Origin of the sequence: Arthrobacter sp. MYb214, assembly GCF_002979865.1 — a bacterium.
Classification (GTDB): Bacteria; Actinomycetota; Actinomycetes; order Actinomycetales; family Micrococcaceae; genus Glutamicibacter.
Genome location: NZ_PCPZ01000002.1, coordinates 409,507 through 427,648, shown reverse-complemented (window position 1 = coordinate 427,648; position 18,142 = coordinate 409,507). Strand labels below are relative to the sequence as shown.

Annotated in this window: 20 protein-coding genes; 12 read left to right on the top strand and 8 right to left on the bottom strand. The window is 62.5% G+C overall.

Features of this window, described 5'->3' with window-relative positions:
• Window positions 1-4 precede the first annotated feature (4 nt).
• Window positions 5-2,353, top strand: coding sequence for a GNAT family N-acetyltransferase (locus CQ012_RS07700; RefSeq protein WP_105661797.1), 2,349 nt, complete (start codon window positions 5-7; stop codon window positions 2,351-2,353).
• A gap of 54 nt (window positions 2,354-2,407) precedes the next feature.
• Here the strand turns inward: CQ012_RS07700 and CQ012_RS07695 are convergent, their stop codons facing one another.
• On the bottom strand, window positions 2,408-3,055 hold the full coding sequence (locus tag CQ012_RS07695; RefSeq protein ID WP_105661796.1) for a maleylpyruvate isomerase family mycothiol-dependent enzyme: 648 nt from the start codon (window positions 3,053-3,055) through the stop codon (window positions 2,408-2,410).
• Window positions 3,056-3,263: 208 nt separating this feature from the next.
• Here CQ012_RS07695 and CQ012_RS07690 point away from each other — a divergent pair, with 208 nt between their 5' ends.
• From CQ012_RS07690 to bioB, 5 genes are all read left to right on the top strand, one after another.
• The gene (locus CQ012_RS07690; protein WP_105661795.1) at window positions 3,264-3,608 is read left to right on the top strand and encodes a PadR family transcriptional regulator; all 345 of its coding nucleotides are present in this window, start codon (window positions 3,264-3,266) and stop codon (window positions 3,606-3,608) included.
• Between the two features lie 2 nt (window positions 3,609-3,610).
• A complete protein-coding gene (locus CQ012_RS07685; RefSeq protein WP_105657228.1) occupies window positions 3,611-3,982 on the top strand; it encodes a DUF1048 domain-containing protein in 372 nt (123 codons plus the stop codon).
• Between the two features lies 1 nt (window position 3,983).
• On the top strand, window positions 3,984-4,775 hold the full coding sequence (locus CQ012_RS07680) for an ABC transporter ATP-binding protein (protein WP_105661794.1): 792 nt from the start codon (window positions 3,984-3,986) through the stop codon (window positions 4,773-4,775).
• Window positions 4,772-5,557: an ABC transporter permease gene (locus CQ012_RS07675; RefSeq protein WP_105661793.1), complete on the top strand. Its 786-nt coding sequence runs from the start codon at window positions 4,772-4,774 to the stop codon at window positions 5,555-5,557. Before CQ012_RS07680 ends, CQ012_RS07675 begins: the two co-directional genes overlap by 4 nt.
• Window positions 5,558-5,737: 180 nt before the next feature.
• Entirely contained in the window at window positions 5,738-6,970 is a 1,233-nt protein-coding gene (bioB, locus tag CQ012_RS07670) for a biotin synthase BioB (RefSeq protein ID WP_105661792.1), read from the top strand.
• Between the two features lie 22 nt (window positions 6,971-6,992).
• Here the strand turns inward: bioB and map are convergent, their stop codons facing one another.
• Window positions 6,993-7,775 (bottom strand): type I methionyl aminopeptidase, encoded by a 783-nt coding sequence (gene map, locus CQ012_RS07665; RefSeq protein WP_105661791.1) that lies wholly within the window; start codon window positions 7,773-7,775, stop codon window positions 6,993-6,995.
• Window positions 7,776-7,821: 46 nt separating this feature from the next.
• Here map and CQ012_RS07660 point away from each other — a divergent pair, with 46 nt between their 5' ends.
• The 5 genes from CQ012_RS07660 (at window position 7,822) to CQ012_RS07640 (ending at window position 10,940) form a co-directional block, all read left to right on the top strand.
• Window positions 7,822-8,115, top strand: a complete 294-nt coding sequence (locus CQ012_RS07660) for a helix-turn-helix domain-containing protein (RefSeq protein ID WP_105661790.1) — start codon at window positions 7,822-7,824, stop codon at window positions 8,113-8,115.
• A 103-nt stretch (window positions 8,116-8,218) separates the two neighbouring features.
• Window positions 8,219-8,545: an ArsR/SmtB family transcription factor gene (locus CQ012_RS07655; protein WP_105657301.1), complete on the top strand. Its 327-nt coding sequence runs from the start codon at window positions 8,219-8,221 to the stop codon at window positions 8,543-8,545.
• A gap of 16 nt (window positions 8,546-8,561) precedes the next feature.
• Window positions 8,562-9,314 carry an NADPH-dependent F420 reductase gene (locus CQ012_RS07650; protein ID WP_286134163.1) on the top strand — a complete coding sequence of 251 codons (753 nt, stop codon included), beginning with the start codon at window positions 8,562-8,564 and terminating at the stop codon, window positions 9,312-9,314.
• Window positions 9,315-9,369: 55 nt separating this feature from the next.
• Window positions 9,370-10,392, top strand: a complete 1,023-nt coding sequence (locus tag CQ012_RS07645; RefSeq protein WP_105657221.1) for an LLM class flavin-dependent oxidoreductase — start codon at window positions 9,370-9,372, stop codon at window positions 10,390-10,392.
• A gap of 110 nt (window positions 10,393-10,502) precedes the next feature.
• Complete coding sequence (locus tag CQ012_RS07640) at window positions 10,503-10,940, top strand: 6,7-dimethyl-8-ribityllumazine synthase (protein ID WP_105657220.1); 438 nt, start codon at window positions 10,503-10,505, stop codon at window positions 10,938-10,940.
• Window positions 10,941-11,036: 96 nt separating this feature from the next.
• On the opposite strand, the gene CQ012_RS07635 is transcribed toward CQ012_RS07640, so the two are convergent.
• Window positions 11,037-11,693 (bottom strand): DUF6308 family protein, encoded by a 657-nt coding sequence (locus CQ012_RS07635; protein ID WP_146112926.1) that lies wholly within the window; start codon window positions 11,691-11,693, stop codon window positions 11,037-11,039.
• Window positions 11,694-11,829: 136 nt separating this feature from the next.
• Between CQ012_RS07635 and CQ012_RS07630 the strand changes: the two genes are divergently transcribed.
• Window positions 11,830-12,204, top strand: coding sequence for a PH domain-containing protein (locus CQ012_RS07630; RefSeq protein WP_105661912.1), 375 nt, complete (start codon window positions 11,830-11,832; stop codon window positions 12,202-12,204).
• Between the two features lie 44 nt (window positions 12,205-12,248).
• Here CQ012_RS07630 and CQ012_RS07625 read toward each other — a convergent pair whose 3' ends face one another.
• The 5 genes from CQ012_RS07625 to CQ012_RS07610 form a co-directional block, all read right to left on the bottom strand.
• On the bottom strand, window positions 12,249-13,475 hold the full coding sequence (locus tag CQ012_RS07625; RefSeq protein WP_105661788.1) for a glycerate kinase family protein: 1,227 nt from the start codon (window positions 13,473-13,475) through the stop codon (window positions 12,249-12,251).
• A gap of 58 nt (window positions 13,476-13,533) precedes the next feature.
• Window positions 13,534-15,093, bottom strand: a complete 1,560-nt coding sequence (locus CQ012_RS07620) for an SLC13 family permease (protein ID WP_105661787.1) — start codon at window positions 15,091-15,093, stop codon at window positions 13,534-13,536.
• Window positions 15,090-16,610, bottom strand: coding sequence for an ATP-binding protein (locus tag CQ012_RS07615; protein WP_105661786.1), 1,521 nt, complete (start codon window positions 16,608-16,610; stop codon window positions 15,090-15,092). Before CQ012_RS07615 ends, CQ012_RS07620 begins: the two co-directional genes overlap by 4 nt.
• Window positions 16,603-16,794 carry a hypothetical protein gene (locus tag CQ012_RS17410; protein ID WP_133833006.1) on the bottom strand — a complete coding sequence of 64 codons (192 nt, stop codon included), beginning with the start codon at window positions 16,792-16,794 and terminating at the stop codon, window positions 16,603-16,605. The genes CQ012_RS07615 and CQ012_RS17410 overlap by 8 nt, the downstream gene beginning before the upstream one ends.
• A 284-nt stretch (window positions 16,795-17,078) precedes the next feature.
• Complete coding sequence (locus tag CQ012_RS07610; protein ID WP_105661785.1) at window positions 17,079-17,888, bottom strand: DUF4352 domain-containing protein; 810 nt, start codon at window positions 17,886-17,888, stop codon at window positions 17,079-17,081.
• Window positions 17,889-18,142: the final 254 nt, after the last annotated feature.

Sequence of the window (18,142 nt, the reverse complement as noted above, 5' to 3'; positions counted from 1 at the left end):
TCCGATGACCAACTACACTTTCCGTTCCGTGACGTTGCCCGGGGATACTGCGCTGCTGCATTCGTGGATTGCCACCGCGCATGCCTCCTTCTGGGGCATGGCCAACGCAACCGAAAAGGAAATCGAAGCAGAATACCGCACATTGCTTGGCACCCCAGGCTACGAAGTCCTCTTCGGCATCGACGCGTCAGGGGACGAGAAATTCCTTGTCGAGCTCTACGACCCAGCAGCATCGCCCCTGGCCGATGCGTACAACTGCGTCCGCGGCGACCGTGGACTGCACTTCCTGGCTCCGGCAGCCACCGATCCGCAGCCTGGGTTCACCCTCGACGCTCTCTCCTCGGCCATGGTCCAGGCTTTCGCCCTGCCCGGAACCGAACGAATCATCGTGGAACCTGACCTGCGCAACAAAGCCATCCATGCCCTGAATGCCCGCGTTGGCTTCAGCCCGGTACGTCCAGTGGAGCTTTCCGAGGCAGACGGCTCAATCAAGCAGGCACTGCTGTCCATCTGCACTCGCCAGGATTTCGAAACCGCTACCGGCCGCGGCTTGGAATCCTCATTCCTCTCCCCTGCACGTTGGGACATCGCCAACCGCCATGTCTTGGCCAAGGCCCTGGGCGAATTTTCGCATGAGCGCCTCCTGGAGCCTGCCGGCCATGGAGAAAACCGCTACTCAGTCCAGAAGGATGCCCACCGCTACAGCTTCAGCGCCCAGCGGTACCAGCTGAACCACTGGTTGGTTTCACCGCAGTCCGTGGAACACCACCACTTCGTTGACGGCAGCTGGCAGCAAGCAGAGGTGGACGCCATTGAGTTCATCACCCACTTCTGCCAGGAACTCACGCTTTCCCCGGTGCAGCTGCCCACCTACCTTGAAGAGCTCTCATCCACGCTGGCCAGCCACTGCTACAAGCAGGTTCATGCAACCCATAATTCAGCACAGCTGGCCCGGTTCGACGGCACAGCCGCACAGTCCTTCCAGCTCATCGAATCTTCCATGACCGAGGGCCACCCGTGCTTCATAGCCAACAACGGAAGAATGGGCATCGGGCGCACCGACTACCTGAGGTACGCCCCCGAAACCGGTTCCGCCCTGCACCTTGGCTGGGCTGCCGCCCACAAGTCCCGAGCACAATTCGACGCCGTGGATTCGCTGGATTACGAAGGGCTGCTGGCCACTGAGCTGGATTCAGCCGAGCGCCAGCGCTTGGATGCGGCCCTGGAGGCCTCCTTGTTCGGCACCGGCTATGCAGCCGGGGACTACATCTTCATTCCGGTGCACCCTTGGCAATGGGAGAACCGCCTGTCGATCACGTTCGCCAATGATATTGCCCGCAAGCAATTGATCTGGCTGGGCACCAGCGTTGACGAGTACCAGGCGCAGCAGTCGATCCGCACCTTCTTCAACCTGTCCAACCCGGAACGCCACTACGTCAAGACGGCAATGTCGATCTTGAATATGGGCTTCATGCGCGGGCTCAGTGCCGAGTACATGAAGGTGACTCCCGCGATCAACCAGTGGTTGGGCGAGTTGTTCGCAAAGGACCCGGTGCTCTCGACCCAGCCGGTCGCCCTGCTGCGTGAAATTGCGGCCGTAGGCTACCGCAACCCGCAGTTCGAAGCAGCCACCGGCAAGAGCGATCCGCAGCGGAAGATGCTGGCTGCGCTGTGGCGGGAGTCCCCGATCAGCCTGCTGGGCCCGGAAGAAAAGTTGGCTACGATGGCCAGCCTATTGCATGTCGATGCGTCCGGCAGGTCCTTTGCCGGCGCCCTCATTCGCCGCAGCGGGCTAGCACCGGCCGACTGGCTAAGCCGTTACCTCGATGCCTACCTCATTCCGCTGGTGCATTGCCTGGCTGCCTATGATTTGGTGTTCATGCCGCATGGCGAAAACGTGATCATGGTGCTTGAGAACGGTGCTGTGAAGAAGGTCCTGCTCAAGGATCTGGGCGAAGAGATTGCCGTGCTCTCGGACCGGGTGGAACTCCCGGAGGAGATTCGCCGGGTACGCACCGGTGGAGATCCGGTATTGTCGGTCTTCACGGATGTCTTTGATTCGTTCTTCCGCTTCCTCGCGCCGCTGCTGGATGCCGAAGAACTGCTTTCCGAAGCAGATTTCTGGAAGACCGTAGTTCAACGGCTGCTGGATTATCGCGGGCAGCATCCGCAGTTCGCTGAACGCTTTGATCAGCTGGGACTTTTCGCGCAGAACTTCCCGCTGTCGTGCTTGAACCGCCTGCAGTTGCGCAACAACCAGCAGATGCTGGATCTCGCCGACCAGTCCGGAGGCCTGCTATACGCAGGCGATCTGGAGAACCCGCTGGCCACCGCCCTCATTCCCGCTGGCTGATTTGCCAGCTTCCCCAGCATCGCGCCGTACAGTCATCGTGCGGCGCGATGCTTGCTATTTCCGCGGCTGTGCCGTGATCCTGCGTGCCAGCTCGCCGACCCCTGCGCCCTGAAGCCGCGGGAGGACCTGTTCCCTTCCGGCCATCGCCAGGACCAGATCCAGCAGTTCGCCACGCACCTCGGGACCGTTCCCGCAACTGAAAGCGTCGTCCGCCGCCGACATCCGCAAGCCCTTGACCAGGGTGCTGCTATTGACTGCGAAGTCCTTGGAGGCGAAGAATCCTGCCACCGCTCGCAGTGCCGTGGGTTCAGGCCGCAGGATCAGATCGAGCGCCTGGGCGATGTCCTGACCGTGCACTACCACTTCGCCCAGCAAACCGGTCACCGAGTTCAGCGGGGCAATGGACTTGCTGGCAGAACGATTGAAATTATCCAGCGTTTGCCGGGCGCTGTCCCCGAGCTGCGGGCGCAGCAGCCGCTCGTTGTGCCGGTCGGCATTGAATCCGGAACGAGCCATATTCACCAGCCAGCGGGCGGTCGAAGTGGATCCGGCGGCCGCCAGGTGCGCCGCCACATCGCGGATCTGCCAGTTCGCGCATAGCGATGGGGCGTTCCACTGCTCCGGAGCCAAGCTGCCCAGCAATCCTGCCAACCGCGCACGCTCGGCATGGACCAGCTCCCAATGCCATCTCGCATCCTTCATGGCGCCTCATCCCCATAGATCCAGTACCGGCTCAGCTTCCAGGAGCATACCGGATTTCCGGTTGCGCCATCTTGCCACTGGTCAAATGGCGGTTCTCCAAAGCCACGAAAAATATCTGGAAAATCTTGGTACTAAGTATTGCTAAATACCGCTACTTAGTTCTACTATCTACTTGTACTCAATGACACTAAGTAGAGAGGGGTGCAGCATGGCCACACAGATGACCGAGATGCTCAAAGGCACCTTGGAAGGGATCGTCCTGGCGATCCTGGCCGAACGCCCGGCCTACGGATACGAGATCACCACGGAACTGCGCGAACGCGGCTTCACCGATCTGGCCGAGGGAACGATCTACGCGCTGCTGGTGCGCATCGAGCAGAAAGGCCTCGTCTCGGTGGAGAAAGTCCCGTCCGAAAAAGGGCCTCCCCGCAAGGTCTTCACCCTCAACCCCAGCGGCAAGCAGCAGCTCGACGACTTCTGGACCACCTGGAACCTGCTCGTCTCCCGCATCAACAACCTCCCCCACCCGAGCACCCCGCAGAAAGGGCACTGATCATGGTCGCCAAATGGATTGAAGCTTTCACCGGCTCACTGGAGCAGAAGAAGCAGTACAAGCAGAGCATGGCACGCCTCAAGGCCCTGCCCCAGCCCTATGCCAAGGCCGCTGCAGGAGTGCAGCGCTACCTGCTGAACCAGAGCGGGGTCACCGACGCCGAAACGATGATCTCCATGTATTCGGACCTGGCCGACCTCTTCGAAGGAGCAGCCGCCAACGGCACCGCGCTGCGCGAACTGCTTGGCCAGGACCCGGCGGAATTCGCCGATGACTTCGCCCAGGCCTACGGGGGCAAGCGCTGGACCGACAAGGAACGCACCCGCCTGGCCGACACCATTTCCGAAGCAGAGAACGAATCGAAGGAGCAATGACATGAATACCGCATTGGCCCCGGAACCGGCCATCGAGGTCACCGGACTGGTCAAGTCATTCAAGAAGCTGCCCGTGCTGCGCGGACTGGACTTCACCGTGCAGCCTGGCAGCATCTTCGCCTTGCTCGGTTCCAATGGCGCCGGCAAGACGACGCTGGTGCGGATCCTGGCCACCCTCCTTCCCGCCGATGCGGGAACCGCCCGGGTCTGCGGAGCTGCAGTGCGCGAGAACCCGGTCCAGGTCCGCCGGTCGCTGGGCCTGACCGGGCAATTCGCCGCAGTGGACGAGGTCCTGACCGGGCGCGAAAACTTGCTGCTGATCGCGCGGCTGCTCCGCTTGGAGAATCCGCGGTCCATCGCCAACGGCTTGCTGGAGCGCTTCAACCTCTGCGACGCAGCGGACCGGCCCGCAGGAACCTACTCCGGCGGGATGCGCAGGCGCCTTGATATCGCCATGGGACTGGCCGGCAACCCGCCGGTGCTCCTGCTCGATGAGCCGACCACGGGACTGGATCCCCAATCGCGCCGCGAGACCTGGCAGGTGATCCGCGACTTGGCCGAGTCCGACACCACGATCCTGCTCACCACCCAGTACCTGGATGAAGCAGAGCACCTGGCCGATCAAATCGCCATCCTCCACGAGGGCACCATCATCCACCAGGGCACGCTGGCCGAACTCCAGGCCCTGCTGCCGCCGGCCACCACCGAGCTGGTGGCCAAGCGGCCGAGCCTGGAGGAGATCTTCCTGGAACTGATCGGCCACCACCAGCGAACCGAAGGGAGCAAGCCATGAGCATCGCGGCACTGCGGGAAACCAGAATCCTCACCGGGCGCTCGATGCGCCACGTTGTCCGCAGCCCCGACACCATCATCACCACGGCCATCACCCCGGTGGCCATGATGCTGCTGTTCACCTACGTTTTCGGCGGGGCTATCGGCACCAGCGCCACCAGCGCCACCAGCGCCACCGGGCCGTATATCAACTACCTGCTGCCCGGGATCCTGGTCATCACCATCGCCTCCGGGGTCGCCTACACCTCCTACCGGCTGTTCCTGGACCTGCGCGATGGGCTGGTGCAGCGCCTGCGCTCCATGCCGATCTCCCGCTCCAGCGTGCTCTGGAGCCATGTGGCGACCTCGTTGGCGGCGAACCTCCTCTCCCTGGTGCTGGTACTGGGGGTCGCCCTGGCCATGGGCTTCCGCTCCTCCGCCTCCATGGCAGCGTGGATCGCCGTGCTCGCGCTGCTGTGCCTGGTGACCCTGAGTCTGACCTGGGTAGCGGTGCTTGCCGGCTTGAGCGCGAAATCGGTGGATGGCGCCAGCGCCTTCAGCTACCCGCTGATCTTCCTGCCCTTCATCTCCTCGGCGTTCGTTCCCACCGAGTCAATGCCCGGGCCGGTGGCCTGGTTCGCCGAGCACCAGCCGATCACTGCTATCGTCGATTCGCTGCGCGCCCTGCTGTCGCAGGAACCCGTGGGTTCCGAGCTCTGGATCGCCCTGGCCTGGCTGGCAGGCATCTTGATCCTGGCTTGGGCGCTGGCCACGCGGATCTACCGGAGCAAGACCTCCAGCTGAGCGGCGGGCGCTCCGCACGGGACGCGCGCCGTCTGCAACTGCTGTGGAAAGCAGAGCAAGCCCCCGACTTGAACATTGTTCAAGTCGGGGGCTTTTCGTGTACATTGGTGCCAGGAATTGAACACCGTTCAAGAATGGCTGCACCTTGGCAGGCAGCCATCCAACCAGGCGAAGGAACCCATGAGCATCCCCGCGCAGCGCACCGACACCGCAGATTTCACCGAGCTGGCCGCACGCATCTCCGCTGGCCACCAGCTCACCGCAGCAGAGGCCCTCGGGCTGCTGGCCACCAGCGACGCGCAGACGTCGGCACTGGTCAGTGCGGCCGGGATGCTGCGGCGCAAGCATTTCGGCAACACCGTGAAGGTCAACTACCTGGTCAACCTGAAGTCCGGCTTGTGCCCCGAGGACTGCACCTACTGTTCCCAGCGTCTGGGCTCCAAGGCCGAAATCCTGAAATACACCTGGCTCAAGCCCGGCGAAGCGGTGCGCCAGGCAGGTTTGGGCATCGCCGGCGGCGCCTCGCGGGTCTGCATGGTCGCCTCCGGCAAGGGACCCACGGACCGCGATGTGGAACGCGTCGCGGACATGATCGGCGCATTGAAGGAAGAGCATCCGCAGGTCGAGGTCTGCGCCTGCATCGGCATCCTGAAGCAGGGGCAGGCCCAGCGGCTCAAGGAGGCCGGCGCCGACGCCTACAACCACAACCTGAATACGGCCGAGTCCCTCTACCCGGAAATCTGCAGCACCCACAGCTTCGCCGAGCGCGTCTCCACCGTCCAGCAGTCCAGGGCCGCCGGCCTCTCCCCCTGCTCGGGGCTCATCGTTGGACTGGGCGAAACACCCGAGCAGCTGGTCGAGGCGATCTTCGCCGTGCGCGCACTGGAGGCCGATTCCATTCCGGTGAACTTCTTGATGCCTTTCGACGGAACTCCGCTGGAAGGCACCTGGAACCTGACCCCGCGCGCGTGCCTGCGGATCCTGGCCGTAGTGCGGCTAGCCTGCCCGGACAAGGAAATCCGGATGGCCGGCGGACGCGAAATGCACCTGCGTTCCTTGCAGGCCAATGCCCTGGAAGTGGCCAATTCGCTGTTTCTCGGCGACTATCTGACCAGCGAAGGGCAGGATGCGAAAGCCGACCTGGCAATGATTGCCGACGCGGGATTCGTGGTCCTGGGCCAAGAAGGCCAGGACCCGGCGCAGCTGGCCAGGACGCTGCGCGAAGCCGCCGGCCATGCTTCGCGCCAGCCGGAGGATGCGGGCAACGCCGGGGCCAGCGGGTGCAGCGGATCGTGCTGCACCTCTGTTGCTTCCCCGGCCTGCGGCAGCGCCTCCTCGGGCTGCGGCACCGGCACGGCCGAACCGGTGCTCCGCCGCCGCGGCGCCGGCACCGGGGAAAGCCCGAACGCCTGATCGCCGCCATGCCGGCCTCTGCCTATGCCGAGAGGTCGGTGGGCAGGGTGAGAATCTCCGCGCCAGTTTCCGTGATGGCAATGGTGTGCTCGGTGTGCGCCGTGCGGCAGCCGGTGGCGCTGCGCAGGGTCCAGCCATCGCGGTCGGTCACCAGCTTGCTGGTATCGGCCATGACCCACGGTTCGATGGCCAGCAGGAGACCGGGACGCAGCGTGTACCCGCGTCCGCGGCGGCCATCGTTGGAAACGTGAGGATCCTGATGCATGGTGCTGCCGATGCCGTGGCCGCCGAATTCCATGTTGACCTTGTACCCTTCGGCGGTCAGCACCGATCCGATGGCGAAGGACAGGTCGCCGATCTTGGCTCCGGGACGCGCCTCGGCGATGGCGGCAGCCAGGGCGCGCTGCGTGGTCTCGATCATCTTCAGGTCTTCTGCACGCGCAGCCGTGCCGACAATGAAGCTGATCGCCGCGTCGGAGGCGATGCCTTTAAAGGTGACGGCCAGATCCAGGGTGAGCAAGTCGCCATCGGCCAGCTGGTAGTCGCGAGGCAGTCCATGGAGCACCGCATCGTTGACTCCCGTGCAGATGTAATGGCCGAAGGGGCCGCTGCCGAAGGACGGGGCGTAGTCGACGTAGCAGGAGACCGCGCCGGCCTCCTCGATCATTTCCTTGGTCCAGGCGTCGATTTCCAAGAGATTGGTGCCGACCTGCACGCGGTGCTTGAGCGTATTGAGGATGTTTCCGACAAGGCGTCCGGTCTCGCGGGCGCGCTCTACTTCGCTGGCTGTGAGAATCTCGATCATTCCAATTACTATACCGGTATTTTAATACCGGTATAATGGTCTCATTATGGTCAGACTGCCGCTTACCGCCCGGGAAATCGAACAGGGCAAGAACCTCGGCGCGCTGCTTCGGCAGGCACGCGGCGAACGAACAATCCTCGACGTCGCGATCCAAGCCGGCCTCTCCCCCGAAACCCTGCGGAAAATCGAAACCGGCCGCGTCGCCACTCCCGCTTTCTCCACCATCGCCGCTGTCGCGGCCGCGCTGAGCCTATCGCTCGATGAGATCTGGTCAACCATCAACTCGCAGAATACCTGCGGCTCTCCAGCGCTTCACCCCTCACAGCCATCGCACCGCTAATTCGCAGGGCCTGATCCCTTCTGCATGTACATGTTGACGCGTACATAACTAGTATGTACACTTTTTGCGTACATGCACGCCTTTCGGAGTTAAGGAAATGAACGTGGCAAGCCGCCTCACTCGACCTCTAACCATTCCCTCCGAAGAGGAAATGGACCTATTCGAAATCATGGCCGCTCTGGCCGATCCGGTCAGGCGCGCCATCATCGCTCACATTGGCGCAACCCCCGGTGGCGCGTGCAGCAGCTCGGACTTTGGTGTCTCAAAGTCGGCACTCACCCGGCACTGGCGCATCCTCAGGGAATCCGGCTTGATCAGGCAAGAGGTTGATGGCACCCGGCACCGCAACTGGTTGCGCACCGAAGAACTGGATCATCGATTCCCTGGACTCATGGATACGGTTCGCCAGGAACTTGCCCGCACCACATAAAATTCTTCACCCTTAGATACCTCATCGACCACAAGATAAGAATTCGGAGCAACCCATGAGCACAACCAAGATCGGGATTATCGGTAGCGGAAATATCGGCCAGGCCATTGCTCGCCTAGCTGTGGCCGCTGGCGCCACCGTGGCCATCGCGAACTCACGCGGCACCGCCTCGCTCGCCGACGTGGTGGAAGAACTCGGCGACAACGCGCACGCGGCAACCGTTGCTGAAGCCGCTGAATATGGCGATATCGTCGTGTTGGCCATCCCGCTGTCGGCTTATTCGGACCTTCCAACCCAGGTGCTTGCCAACAAGACGGTCCTATCCACCGGCAACTACTACCCATCCCGCGACGGGCGCATAGAAGTTCTCGATTCCTTGAAGTCCACTACTGCGCAATTGGAAGCATCGCTCCTTCCCGGCGCCCGCATCACCAAAGCCTTCAACAACATCGTGGCGCATCACATCCCGCTTCTGGTCAATTCAGCTCCGAGGACCGCGTTGCCAATATATGGCGATGACCTTGCTGCCAAGACCGAAGTGCTGGAACTTGTCCAAGCGTTGGGCTTCGACACGGTCAATGCCGGAACCTTGGCTGATTCGTGGCGCGCCGAGCCCGAATCCGGTGGCTACACTCACGTCTACGCCCAAGATCCCGCTAATTTCTACTCCGCGCACCTTGCCGATCGCGGTCAGCCAGTGACTATCGCGCAGCTCGAAGAGGCGCTCGCCACTGCGCATCGAGCCGGCGTCGCCGCCCGCCAGTTCTAGCAGACCACGAGGCTAGGACTGGAATAACCATTCGAGACTACTTGTTGCCTCAAGCATGAAGAACATCGGATTCTTGTCCTTCGGCCACTGGACCGACCACCCGCAATCAGGCACCCGCACCGCCTCCGATGCCCTGCTGCAGGCCATCGATCTGGCGGTCGCCGCCGAGGAGCTCGGCGCGGACGGCGCCTATTTCCGCGTGCACCACTTCGCCCAGCAATACGCCTCCCCGTTCCCGCTGCTGGCTGCCATCGGCGCGCGAACCAGCCGCATCGAGATCGGTACCGGCGTCATCGACATGCGCTACGAGAACCCGCTGTACATGGCTGAGGATGCAGGCTCCGCCGACCTGATTTCCAATCGCCGCCTGCAGCTGGGCATCAGCCGTGGTTCGCCCGAGCAGGTCATTGACGGCTGGCGCCACTTCGGCTTCGAGCCGCGCGAGGGCGAATCGGATGCCGATATGGGCCGCCGGCATACCGAGCGCCTGCTCGAGGTGCTTTCCGGGGAAGGCTTCGCCGAGCCTAGCCCGAACCCGATGTTCCCCAATCCCCCGGGCCTGCTGCGCATCGAGCCGCATTCGGACACCTTGCGCGAACGCATCTGGTGGGGTTCCGGATCCAATGCCACTGCAGTGTGGGCCGCGAAGCTGGGCATGAACCTGCAGAGCTCCACGCTCAAGGACGATGAATCGGGCAAGCCCTTCCACGTCCAGCAGGCCGAGCAGATCCAGCTCTACCGCGACGCCTGGAAGGAAGCCGGCCACTCACGCGAACCGCGCGTCTCGGTGAGCCGCAGCATCTTCGCACTGACCGATGAGCGCGACTGGCAGTACTTCGGCCGTGACCGCTACAGCTCGGACCAGATCGGCAACATCGATGAGAAGACCCGTGCGGTCTTCGGCAAGTCCTATGCCGGGGAACCAGATGAACTGGCCAAGAAGCTGGCCGAAGACGAAGCCATCGCCGCGGCGGATACGCTCCTTCTCACCGTTCCAAACCAGTTGGGCGTGGACTACAACGCCCACGTCATCGAATCAGTGCTCAAGCACGTGGCCCCGCTGATGGGCTGGCGCTGAACCGGCTCATTCGTTACGCAAACCCCTTCCCCATTTATTCCATTGAGACCCACGCCACTAGGGTAGATCAAAAGACTTAGACATTTGCACGCAGAATCAGGGAGCAACTCATGAGCAAGCCATTGAACGTCGCCTTCATCAAGGCCAGCTGGCATGCGGATATCGTCGACCAGGCCCTGGCCGGCTTCAAGGCCGAGATGGATTCTTCCGGGCAGGAATACACCATCAATGTCGTCAGCGTACCCGGCGCCTACGAAATGCCATTGCAGGCCCAGCGCCTGGCGAAGACCGGCAAGTACGATGCAGTGGTAGCCGCAGCCCTCGTGGTTGACGGCGGCATCTACCGCCACGACTTCGTTGCCCAGGCGGTAGTGGACGGCTTGATGCGGGTCCAGCTGGATACCGATGTACCTACTTTCTCGGTCAGCCTGACCCCGCACCACTTCCACTCGAATGATGAGCACCAGGGCTTCTACTTCGAGCATTTCCTGAAGAAGGGCGCCGAGGCGGCACGCGCGGTTCAGGCCGTGGCGGCTATCGAGCTCTAGGGAATACGCGAAAAACAGGCGTGCTGCCTTGAACGCCGTTGTCAACGGTCAAGGCAGCACGCCTGAGCCGATTCTGGGCCAAGCCCTAGGCGCGATTTACGAATGCCTTATTTCGCGCTTTCCTTGCTTCCATAATGCAATATCCAAAACTCGTAATAACGACAAGTGAGGTTGGCCAGCCTCAGCCCTGATCGCTCTGAGCTTGTCTACAAATTCCGCGGCCTCGGAAGAACCGTCGTGGAAGGCTGAGTACCAAACGATCCACTGTTCTCCACTGCCTTTGATCCCGGCAACTGCTTCGACAACCGAATCGTAAACCGGAATCAAGTCCGGCCGCTTGCGAGCCATGATCTTGCTTGCCGTGGTTTGTCCAACCTTCCAAGGGTCTTCATGTTGCCGTAGAAGCGACCACAATTTATCCGCAGGCGATCCCTCAGCGAGATATTTCTCGAATGATTCTGGTGTCAAATTCTCAAACTTCAAGTCCTGCGGAATCTGGGACAGCAATTCTCTGATTTGCTCGGCTAGCGTTTCGAGGATTCCCAAGGAAGCCTGCGCTGGCACGTCAACGGAGAGCATCGATACCGCCACCAAGTCGGTCGCAGTGATTCGATGTGGATCAGTATCGACACCTTCACCCAGAGTTTCAAAGCGCGATCCAGAATACTTGGGCCGACCGTTTCCCATGGTCCCGAAATAGTCCCTTACATCTTCTACCGCAGTGCTGAAGTCTACTTTTGATCGAAGTTGCATTTACGCTGACCCCCATTGTTGGTTGAAGATTTGATTATTTCACCGTACCTGAAAGTACCGACAAGTTGGGCTCTCAACCATGATTCGGGAAATTAGTCGTCGCCTATTTGTCCCTCATCCTTCGTACGCTCTTTACATGATTGATTTCAATAATTCCTCTGTCTTCAAATTGGGCCCATGGGACCTTTCACAAGTCGCACCGGAGATCGTACCCATGATGGTCACTGGCGAAGAGCTACTAAGCGCTTTCAAGGGTGCACGCGACTACGTGGTCTTCAGCAACAAGCGACTCATCGCCGTCAATGTGCAAGGCATGACCGGCAAAAAGCGGGATTACACCTCGTTACCGTATTCGAAAGTCCAGTCGTTCTCCCTTGAAACAGCTGGAACCTTCGATCTGGATGCGGAGCTGGACCTGTGGTTCAGCGGGTTGGGCAAAGTTCGTCTGGAGTTCAAGGGCAAAGTTGATGTCCGGGCCCTCTCTCAGCTCATCGCCTCCTACGTGCTCTAGCAAGGCAGCACGCTTGTTCCTATTCAGGGCGCGACCGCTGGCTGCTACCAGGCCTCGCGCGGGCTGAGCCGGGCTGCTGCCATTGATGCACCCAGGATGATGGTGCGCATGAAGCGTTCGGCCGCTTCGATCAGCAGCCGCTCCCCGTCATCCACTGCTTCTTGCAGCGTCATCGGGATCGGCATGATCGAGGCAATGGCGTCAATTCCGATATCGTGCACGTCTCGGCAGCCGCGGCCCAGAGTTCCTGCCAAGGCCACTACCGGCACCCCATGCAGCGCCGCGCGCCGTGCTACCTCCGCCGGCACCTTGCCCTTGGGCGTCTGGAAGTCGATGGCGCCTTCTGCGGTGATGACCAGATCCGCTCCGCGCAGCATCGAGTCCAGATCGATGCCGGCCAAGCCCGAGTCCAGGATCGCCTCGAAGCGAGGCAAGAGCACCGCCCCCACCGCCGCCAAGCCAGCGCCCAGCCCGCCCGAAGCACCCGTCCCCGGGGCCAAAGCGAAATCCGTGGAGCGCGAGGACTCCAACGCATCGCGGCGCAGGATCGAGGCCCAGCGTTCGAAACCAGCTGACATGATTTCGACCTGTTCCGGAGTTGCCCCCTTCTGCGGACCGAAAACGCGGGCCACTCCGCGCGGGCCGGTCAGCACATTGTGCGGGTTCAGCGCCATGGTGATCCGGACATTCCCGGCAGCCAGGGCCGGGTGCAGGCCGGACAGATCCAACCGGTCCACCGATCCGAGGTAGTTGCCGCCGGCCTTGACCTCATGGCCGCTGGCATCAAGGATTCGTGCACCCAGCGCCTGCAATGCACCCATGCCTCCATCCGAGGTACCCGAGTCGCCGCAGCCCACGAGGATCTTGGAGGCCCCGGCATCAATGGCGGCCGCGATCAGCTCGCCCACACCGTAGCTGGTGGTGGTTCCCGGATCCCGCTGGTCGCGGGGAACCAGCCGCAGGCCCGCAGCGGCGGCCATTTCGACGACTGCCGTTCCGGCCGCTTCGCCACCGAGCATGGCGTAGTGGGACTCGACTTGCTGGCCGACCGGACCGGTGACTGCCATTGGCACCAGGTGGCCGCCGGTAGCGCACGCCAGGGTTTCTGCGGTGCCTTCGCCGCCATCGGCGATGGGCACTGCCTTGACCGTGGCTCCGGGCAAGGCCCGGCGAACCCCGGCGCCGATGGCCGCCGCGACTCCCGCCGCGTCGAGGGATTCCTTGAATCCGGAAGGGGCTACCAGGATGCGTTGTGGAAGTGCGTGTGCCATGATTCGTTGTCCTTTTCAGTGAGGATGAATGCGATGAGATGTGAAGCTACAAGGTGGTTCAGAGGAACAGCGGCAGTCCCATGGCCGGCCAGATCCAGAAGGCGAAGACCAGGACCAGCAGGACCATGAGCGGTCCGAGCACCGCGCTCAGGCGCAGCAGGTCTGCCGGCTTATAGGTTTCGATGCCCTCGATCTCGGAGAACAGGTTCACCGGCTTCGCGCTGCTGGTCAGGGTGTGGCAGAAACCGGCGGCGGCGGTGGAAGCCAGGGCAATGGCTACCGCGTTGACCCCGACGCCCGGGGCCAGCGAGACCACCAGCGGAATCAGCACCGCTGAGCGGGCCGAACGGGACTGGATGACCAGATGCGCCGCGGCAGAGACCACCACCACGAGGACGGTGAAGACCCAGGGTGCGGCAGCGCCGAGCTGCTCGACGGGGCCAAGCACCTTGCGGGCCAGCCATTCGGCGGCTCCGCTTCCGGCGAGCGCCGTGCCCAGGGTGAGGGTCGCGGCCATGAAGATGAGCATCGACCACGGCACCGCCTTCAATGCCTTGGCCAGGCCTACAGAGCCGTATCCCGGGCTGGCTACCAGCAATGAACCAAGCAGGGCCACGATGGCGGGATGGAGCTGGTGCAGGGGCTCGGTGCACCAGAGCACCACCACAGCCGAGACCAGCAGCGCTGCCCTGGATTGCCCCACCGTGAGCGGGCCCGAGAGCGGCACCGGCGAATACTGCTGCAGCCGCTCGATGCCCACCGCCAGCGGTTCTGCGCGGTCCTCCTTGCGGGTGAACATCCACAGCACCAGTTCGGCGCACAGATGGGAGGAAACGAAAGCCAGCGGCAATCCGTAGACCAGCCAGCCGGCGAAGGAGAATCCTTCATGGCCCGCGGTGGCGAGGACCTGGCTGGTGATCAGGTGCGCTCCGGCGCCCAGATAGGATGCCACTGCCGAAAGCAGGATAACCGAGGGGAAAACCAGGGACAGGGCCAGGACGATGCGGCGGCGATCCGCCAGCACCTTGGCCAGGGCAATGAAGACCGGAATGGCCAGGGCCGCGCGCCCGGAAGTGGACGGCACCGCGAATGCGGTAGCCACCAGCACGCCGGTAGTCAGGTGGATCAGCTGCCGCGGGGTGTTCGCCCCTGCGGCTATCCATGCTGCGGCGCGGGTAGCCAGTCCCGTGGCGGTGATCCCCGCCGCGATCACGAAGGCGGCCAGCAAGAGCCAAATGGTGTCTTCTCCCAGCGAGGAGAACAGGTCGGCTTCGGGCAGCACGCCCATGAGCACCAGCACCACTGCTGCGCCCAAGGCGATAAAGGTATCGCCTACTGGCGAGAAGACCCAGAGCCAGATGGCCAAGGCGAAGACCGCCAGGGTCAGGGCCCCTTGGGCTGGCAATGCCTGCGCTGTCCCCGCATCTGGGCCGAAGGCTCCGTAGGCGCACCAGCCGAGAAAGGCCAGCAAGACCAGTGCGGCGATGATTCGCGCTGCGTTCTGCTTGCTCCACCGGTTTCGTGCAGCACCGGCGTTGCCCTGTTCCGCGGCTTGGTCCGTGGACCGCTGGGCGGTGTAGCGGAATCCCGAGCGTGGCGCGGTTGGCTTGATGCTCATGACTCACCGCCCAGGCTGCTGGCCATGGATTGGGCGAATTCTTCTTCGCAGCGGATGCCTTGTCCGGCATCAGCTTGCGGGAGGGAAAATCCGAAACTGGTTCCGTTGCCGTTTCCGGATTCCACCCAGGCCGTGCCGCCGTGGGCTTGCGCGACCGCTTTCACCACGGCCAGGCCCAAGCCCATGCCGGTTCCTTGCTGGCCGGCTTCCGGGGCACTGCGATAGTTTTCCAGCAGGGCACGGGCCTGGTCCGGATCCAACACCGGTCCATCGTTGGCAACCCAGAAGCTGGCCATGCCCTTTGCTGCGGCAGAACCGATCCGGATGCTTTCTCCATCCTCGGTATGCGCGACAGCATTTTGGATCAGTTGGTGCATGGCCTGGGCAACGCGCAGCGGATCCAGCCACGCCTGGGCCTTGGCAGACTCGGCTATGCGGAATCGGCGGTCCGGGTAGGCGCCCGGGCGGGCGGCTGCCGCGGCAACGTCCGCCGTGACTTCGCCGACGGGCACCATTCGGCGCTGGATGAAGTCCGGGTCCGAGCTTTGCGCCAGCAATTCCAGATCGGCAAGCGTCTGCCCCATCAGTGAAATGTGCGCCTGCGCGGTGCTGATGATCCTGCCGCGTTGCTTCCGGGGCACCTCTTCCTCGTTGAGCTTCTGCAAGGCAGCTGCCATCTTGCGTTGCGGGCTTCCCAGGTGCTCTCGTGCTTCGGCGATGAAGTGGCGTTGGGCCAGATGCGAAGCTTCAACCCGGTCAAGCATCGCATTCAGTGTCCTGGCCAGCTGCGCCAAGTCGTCGCGTCCTTCGACCGGAACGCGGGCCGAGAGGTCATTGGCGCTAATCGAGGCGGCGGTTTCGCTCATGGTGCGGATGGGACGCATGATCTGCCCAGCTGCCAACCAGGCGATCCCCGCGGTCAAGGCCAGTCCCCCGGCGGCCACGCCGAAGAGCATGGTTGCCTGCCGGTTGGCTTCTTCCTGGGCCCCGCCAATGAAGTGCGCGACGACCAGATGGGCTTGGTGCCCCGCCCCGCTGGCTCCGGAGGCATCCTTGGCCTCGGCCTTCGCCCAGCGAACCGTCCCGTGGTTGCTCTCCAGGATTCCGGAGGTCTTTGCGTCATCGAGAATACGGCCCAGGAGCACGGGGTCATCAGCCAGCCAGGTCCCGGCCTGGTTGGCTGCGGTGCCTGCGGTGAGCACCCGTCCATTGGCCTGCGCGAGAATCGCTTCGCCGGCCATCGGCTGCTGGCGGGCCAGATAGCGTTCCATCAATTCACCGATCGAGGAAAACGGGCGAGCTGTCTTCGGGTCCAGTCCCTCGGCGGCGAAGGTCCGGAACTCCTCGATTTCCTGCGCGATGCCCACGTTGGCAGCTTCGGCTACTTGGCCGGACATGATCGAACGCATCGAAACCGTTACGGCCAGCAGGGCCAGTGCAGTAGTGAGCACGATCCACCCGACAATGCGCAACCGTGCCGACACCGTTGATCCCTGGTGCTCATGGATATCAGCCATTGGCGATCAGCTCCTCAGCTTGCGCTTGTGCAGCAGCGGGCTCGGGAGCCGGTGAGAGCTGGACAATGATTGGCTGCTGATGCGGGATGGGCGGATTGGCCTTGTCGGCAAGTGCCTGGCTGGCGCCGGCCAGTCCCGCTGGCACGGCCAACACCATGAGGATGAGAAGTATGCGGCGATTCATGCTTTGAACATTAAAAGACCCTTGTGAGGAGCGCATTAGGCGGTGGTGAGAGGATTATGGCGCGTCCATGAGAAGCAAATGAGAGCGAGCGAATCGCCCCGGGTTCTCGCGTATTTCCGAGGTCCGGCAGCGCGGGGAATTCCTTGAAAATTTTCCCGATCTTCCTATTTTCGGTGTTCATGTTGTGGTCGCAATCCGCGAGCTGCGGGCTTCCTCGCCGCCAGGGCAAAAGAAAAGAGGTTCCGCCACCCCTGATGGGATAGCGGAACCTCTGCGAATTCGAGCTACTTCGCAGCCCAGAGCACCGAGTCGTCAGTGAACGAGAGCGTTTCGCTCATGCGGATTTTCGCATCTGCCACGGCCTCGGCCGGCACGTCGAAGACCACCTGGTAGCTTCCCTTCCCGCCCTTGGCCAAGGTAGGAACGTCCATGCCCGGCTTGGCGGTGATCGCAGTCGCGCTGCTGGTGCTGTAGATGCTTGCATCCGAGCCCACCAGCTCTGGATTAAGGTCCAGCCATGCGTCGCCTTCTTCTTCTCCGTTGTAGACAACAGAAAGGTCCACGAGGACATACTGGCCTTCGGCCTCCTGGTTGAACTCATTTGCCCTGGCGATCTGTGCGCCGGCATCCAGGTTCACCGCACTGACATTGACCGAATACTCGCCAACAGCAGCGGCCTGCCCCAAGGCCAATACCTGTGTTTCGTCTTCGGTTTGCTCGATGATCTCAGCCGGTGCCGCCACTTCGCCGTCGGAAGCGTCGGCAATGCCGTTGGCGACCTCGTCGATCGCCTTCACATAGGCTGCCTGGGTGACGAACACAAGAACGATGGCTACGATGGCGATGATGCTCGATGCAACGCCCAAGCCCTTGCTGCCACGGCGCTTGGAAGCGACAATGAGCGAGACGATGCCCAGTACCAGAGCAATGAAACCGAGCACGGCGGCAAAGTTGTTGACGATCGGTACCCAGCACAGGGCCAATGCAACGATGGCCACGACCAGGGCCGCAATGCCCAGGCCCTTGCCAGCTGAGCTCTTGGCAGGCGGTGCCGGTGGCACCATGTTCGGATCGACCGGATTTTGTACAGACATGAAAGCTTCCTTCGAGTGAAGACGGCGCCACGCTGGCGCCGAGGCGGATATCAGCCCAAGCGGATGAGGACTTCGGCCGAAAAGAGTCTTTGTTGACTCTTCAAGAATCATGCCAGTGCCTACCGACAATTTAGCTTGCCCCGGATTCGGCTCCAGCCGAGCTGCCCAAGGCAGCTGCAGTTTCCGGAAGCCAAGTGCGGGCGATTGACGTGCACCATTCAGGTGTTCCAGCAGGTGCATCTGGCCCGCGGACC

What these genes read in the sequence shown, in the direction of transcription:
- CQ012_RS07700 (WP_105661797.1), top strand. Translation starts at nt 5, where the DNA reads ATGACCAACTACACTTTCCGTTCCGTGACGTTGCCCGGGGATACTGCG.
- CQ012_RS07695 (WP_105661796.1), bottom strand. Translation starts at nt 3,055, where the DNA reads ATGAAGGATGCGAGATGGCATTGGGAGCTGGTCCATGCCGAGCGTGCG.
- CQ012_RS07690 (WP_105661795.1), top strand. Translation starts at nt 3,264, where the DNA reads ATGGCCACACAGATGACCGAGATGCTCAAAGGCACCTTGGAAGGGATC.
- CQ012_RS07685 (WP_105657228.1), top strand. Translation starts at nt 3,611, where the DNA reads ATGGTCGCCAAATGGATTGAAGCTTTCACCGGCTCACTGGAGCAGAAG.
- CQ012_RS07680 (WP_105661794.1), top strand. Translation starts at nt 3,984, where the DNA reads ATGAATACCGCATTGGCCCCGGAACCGGCCATCGAGGTCACCGGACTG.
- CQ012_RS07675 (WP_105661793.1), top strand. Translation starts at nt 4,772, where the DNA reads ATGAGCATCGCGGCACTGCGGGAAACCAGAATCCTCACCGGGCGCTCG.
- bioB (WP_105661792.1), top strand. Translation starts at nt 5,738, where the DNA reads ATGAGCATCCCCGCGCAGCGCACCGACACCGCAGATTTCACCGAGCTG.
- map (WP_105661791.1), bottom strand. Translation starts at nt 7,775, where the DNA reads ATGATCGAGATTCTCACAGCCAGCGAAGTAGAGCGCGCCCGCGAGACC.
- CQ012_RS07660 (WP_105661790.1), top strand. Translation starts at nt 7,822, where the DNA reads ATGGTCAGACTGCCGCTTACCGCCCGGGAAATCGAACAGGGCAAGAAC.
- CQ012_RS07645 (WP_105657221.1), top strand. Translation starts at nt 9,370, where the DNA reads ATGAAGAACATCGGATTCTTGTCCTTCGGCCACTGGACCGACCACCCG.
- CQ012_RS07640 (WP_105657220.1), top strand. Translation starts at nt 10,503, where the DNA reads ATGAGCAAGCCATTGAACGTCGCCTTCATCAAGGCCAGCTGGCATGCG.
- CQ012_RS07635 (WP_146112926.1), bottom strand. Translation starts at nt 11,693, where the DNA reads ATGCAACTTCGATCAAAAGTAGACTTCAGCACTGCGGTAGAAGATGTA.
- CQ012_RS07630 (WP_105661912.1), top strand. Translation starts at nt 11,830, where the DNA reads ATGATTGATTTCAATAATTCCTCTGTCTTCAAATTGGGCCCATGGGAC.
- CQ012_RS07625 (WP_105661788.1), bottom strand. Translation starts at nt 13,475, where the DNA reads ATGGCACACGCACTTCCACAACGCATCCTGGTAGCCCCTTCCGGATTC.
- CQ012_RS07620 (WP_105661787.1), bottom strand. Translation starts at nt 15,093, where the DNA reads ATGAGCATCAAGCCAACCGCGCCACGCTCGGGATTCCGCTACACCGCC.
- CQ012_RS07615 (WP_105661786.1), bottom strand. Translation starts at nt 16,610, where the DNA reads ATGGCTGATATCCATGAGCACCAGGGATCAACGGTGTCGGCACGGTTG.
- CQ012_RS17410 (WP_133833006.1), bottom strand. Translation starts at nt 16,794, where the DNA reads ATGAATCGCCGCATACTTCTCATCCTCATGGTGTTGGCCGTGCCAGCG.
- CQ012_RS07610 (WP_105661785.1), bottom strand. Translation starts at nt 17,888, where the DNA reads ATGTCTGTACAAAATCCGGTCGATCCGAACATGGTGCCACCGGCACCG.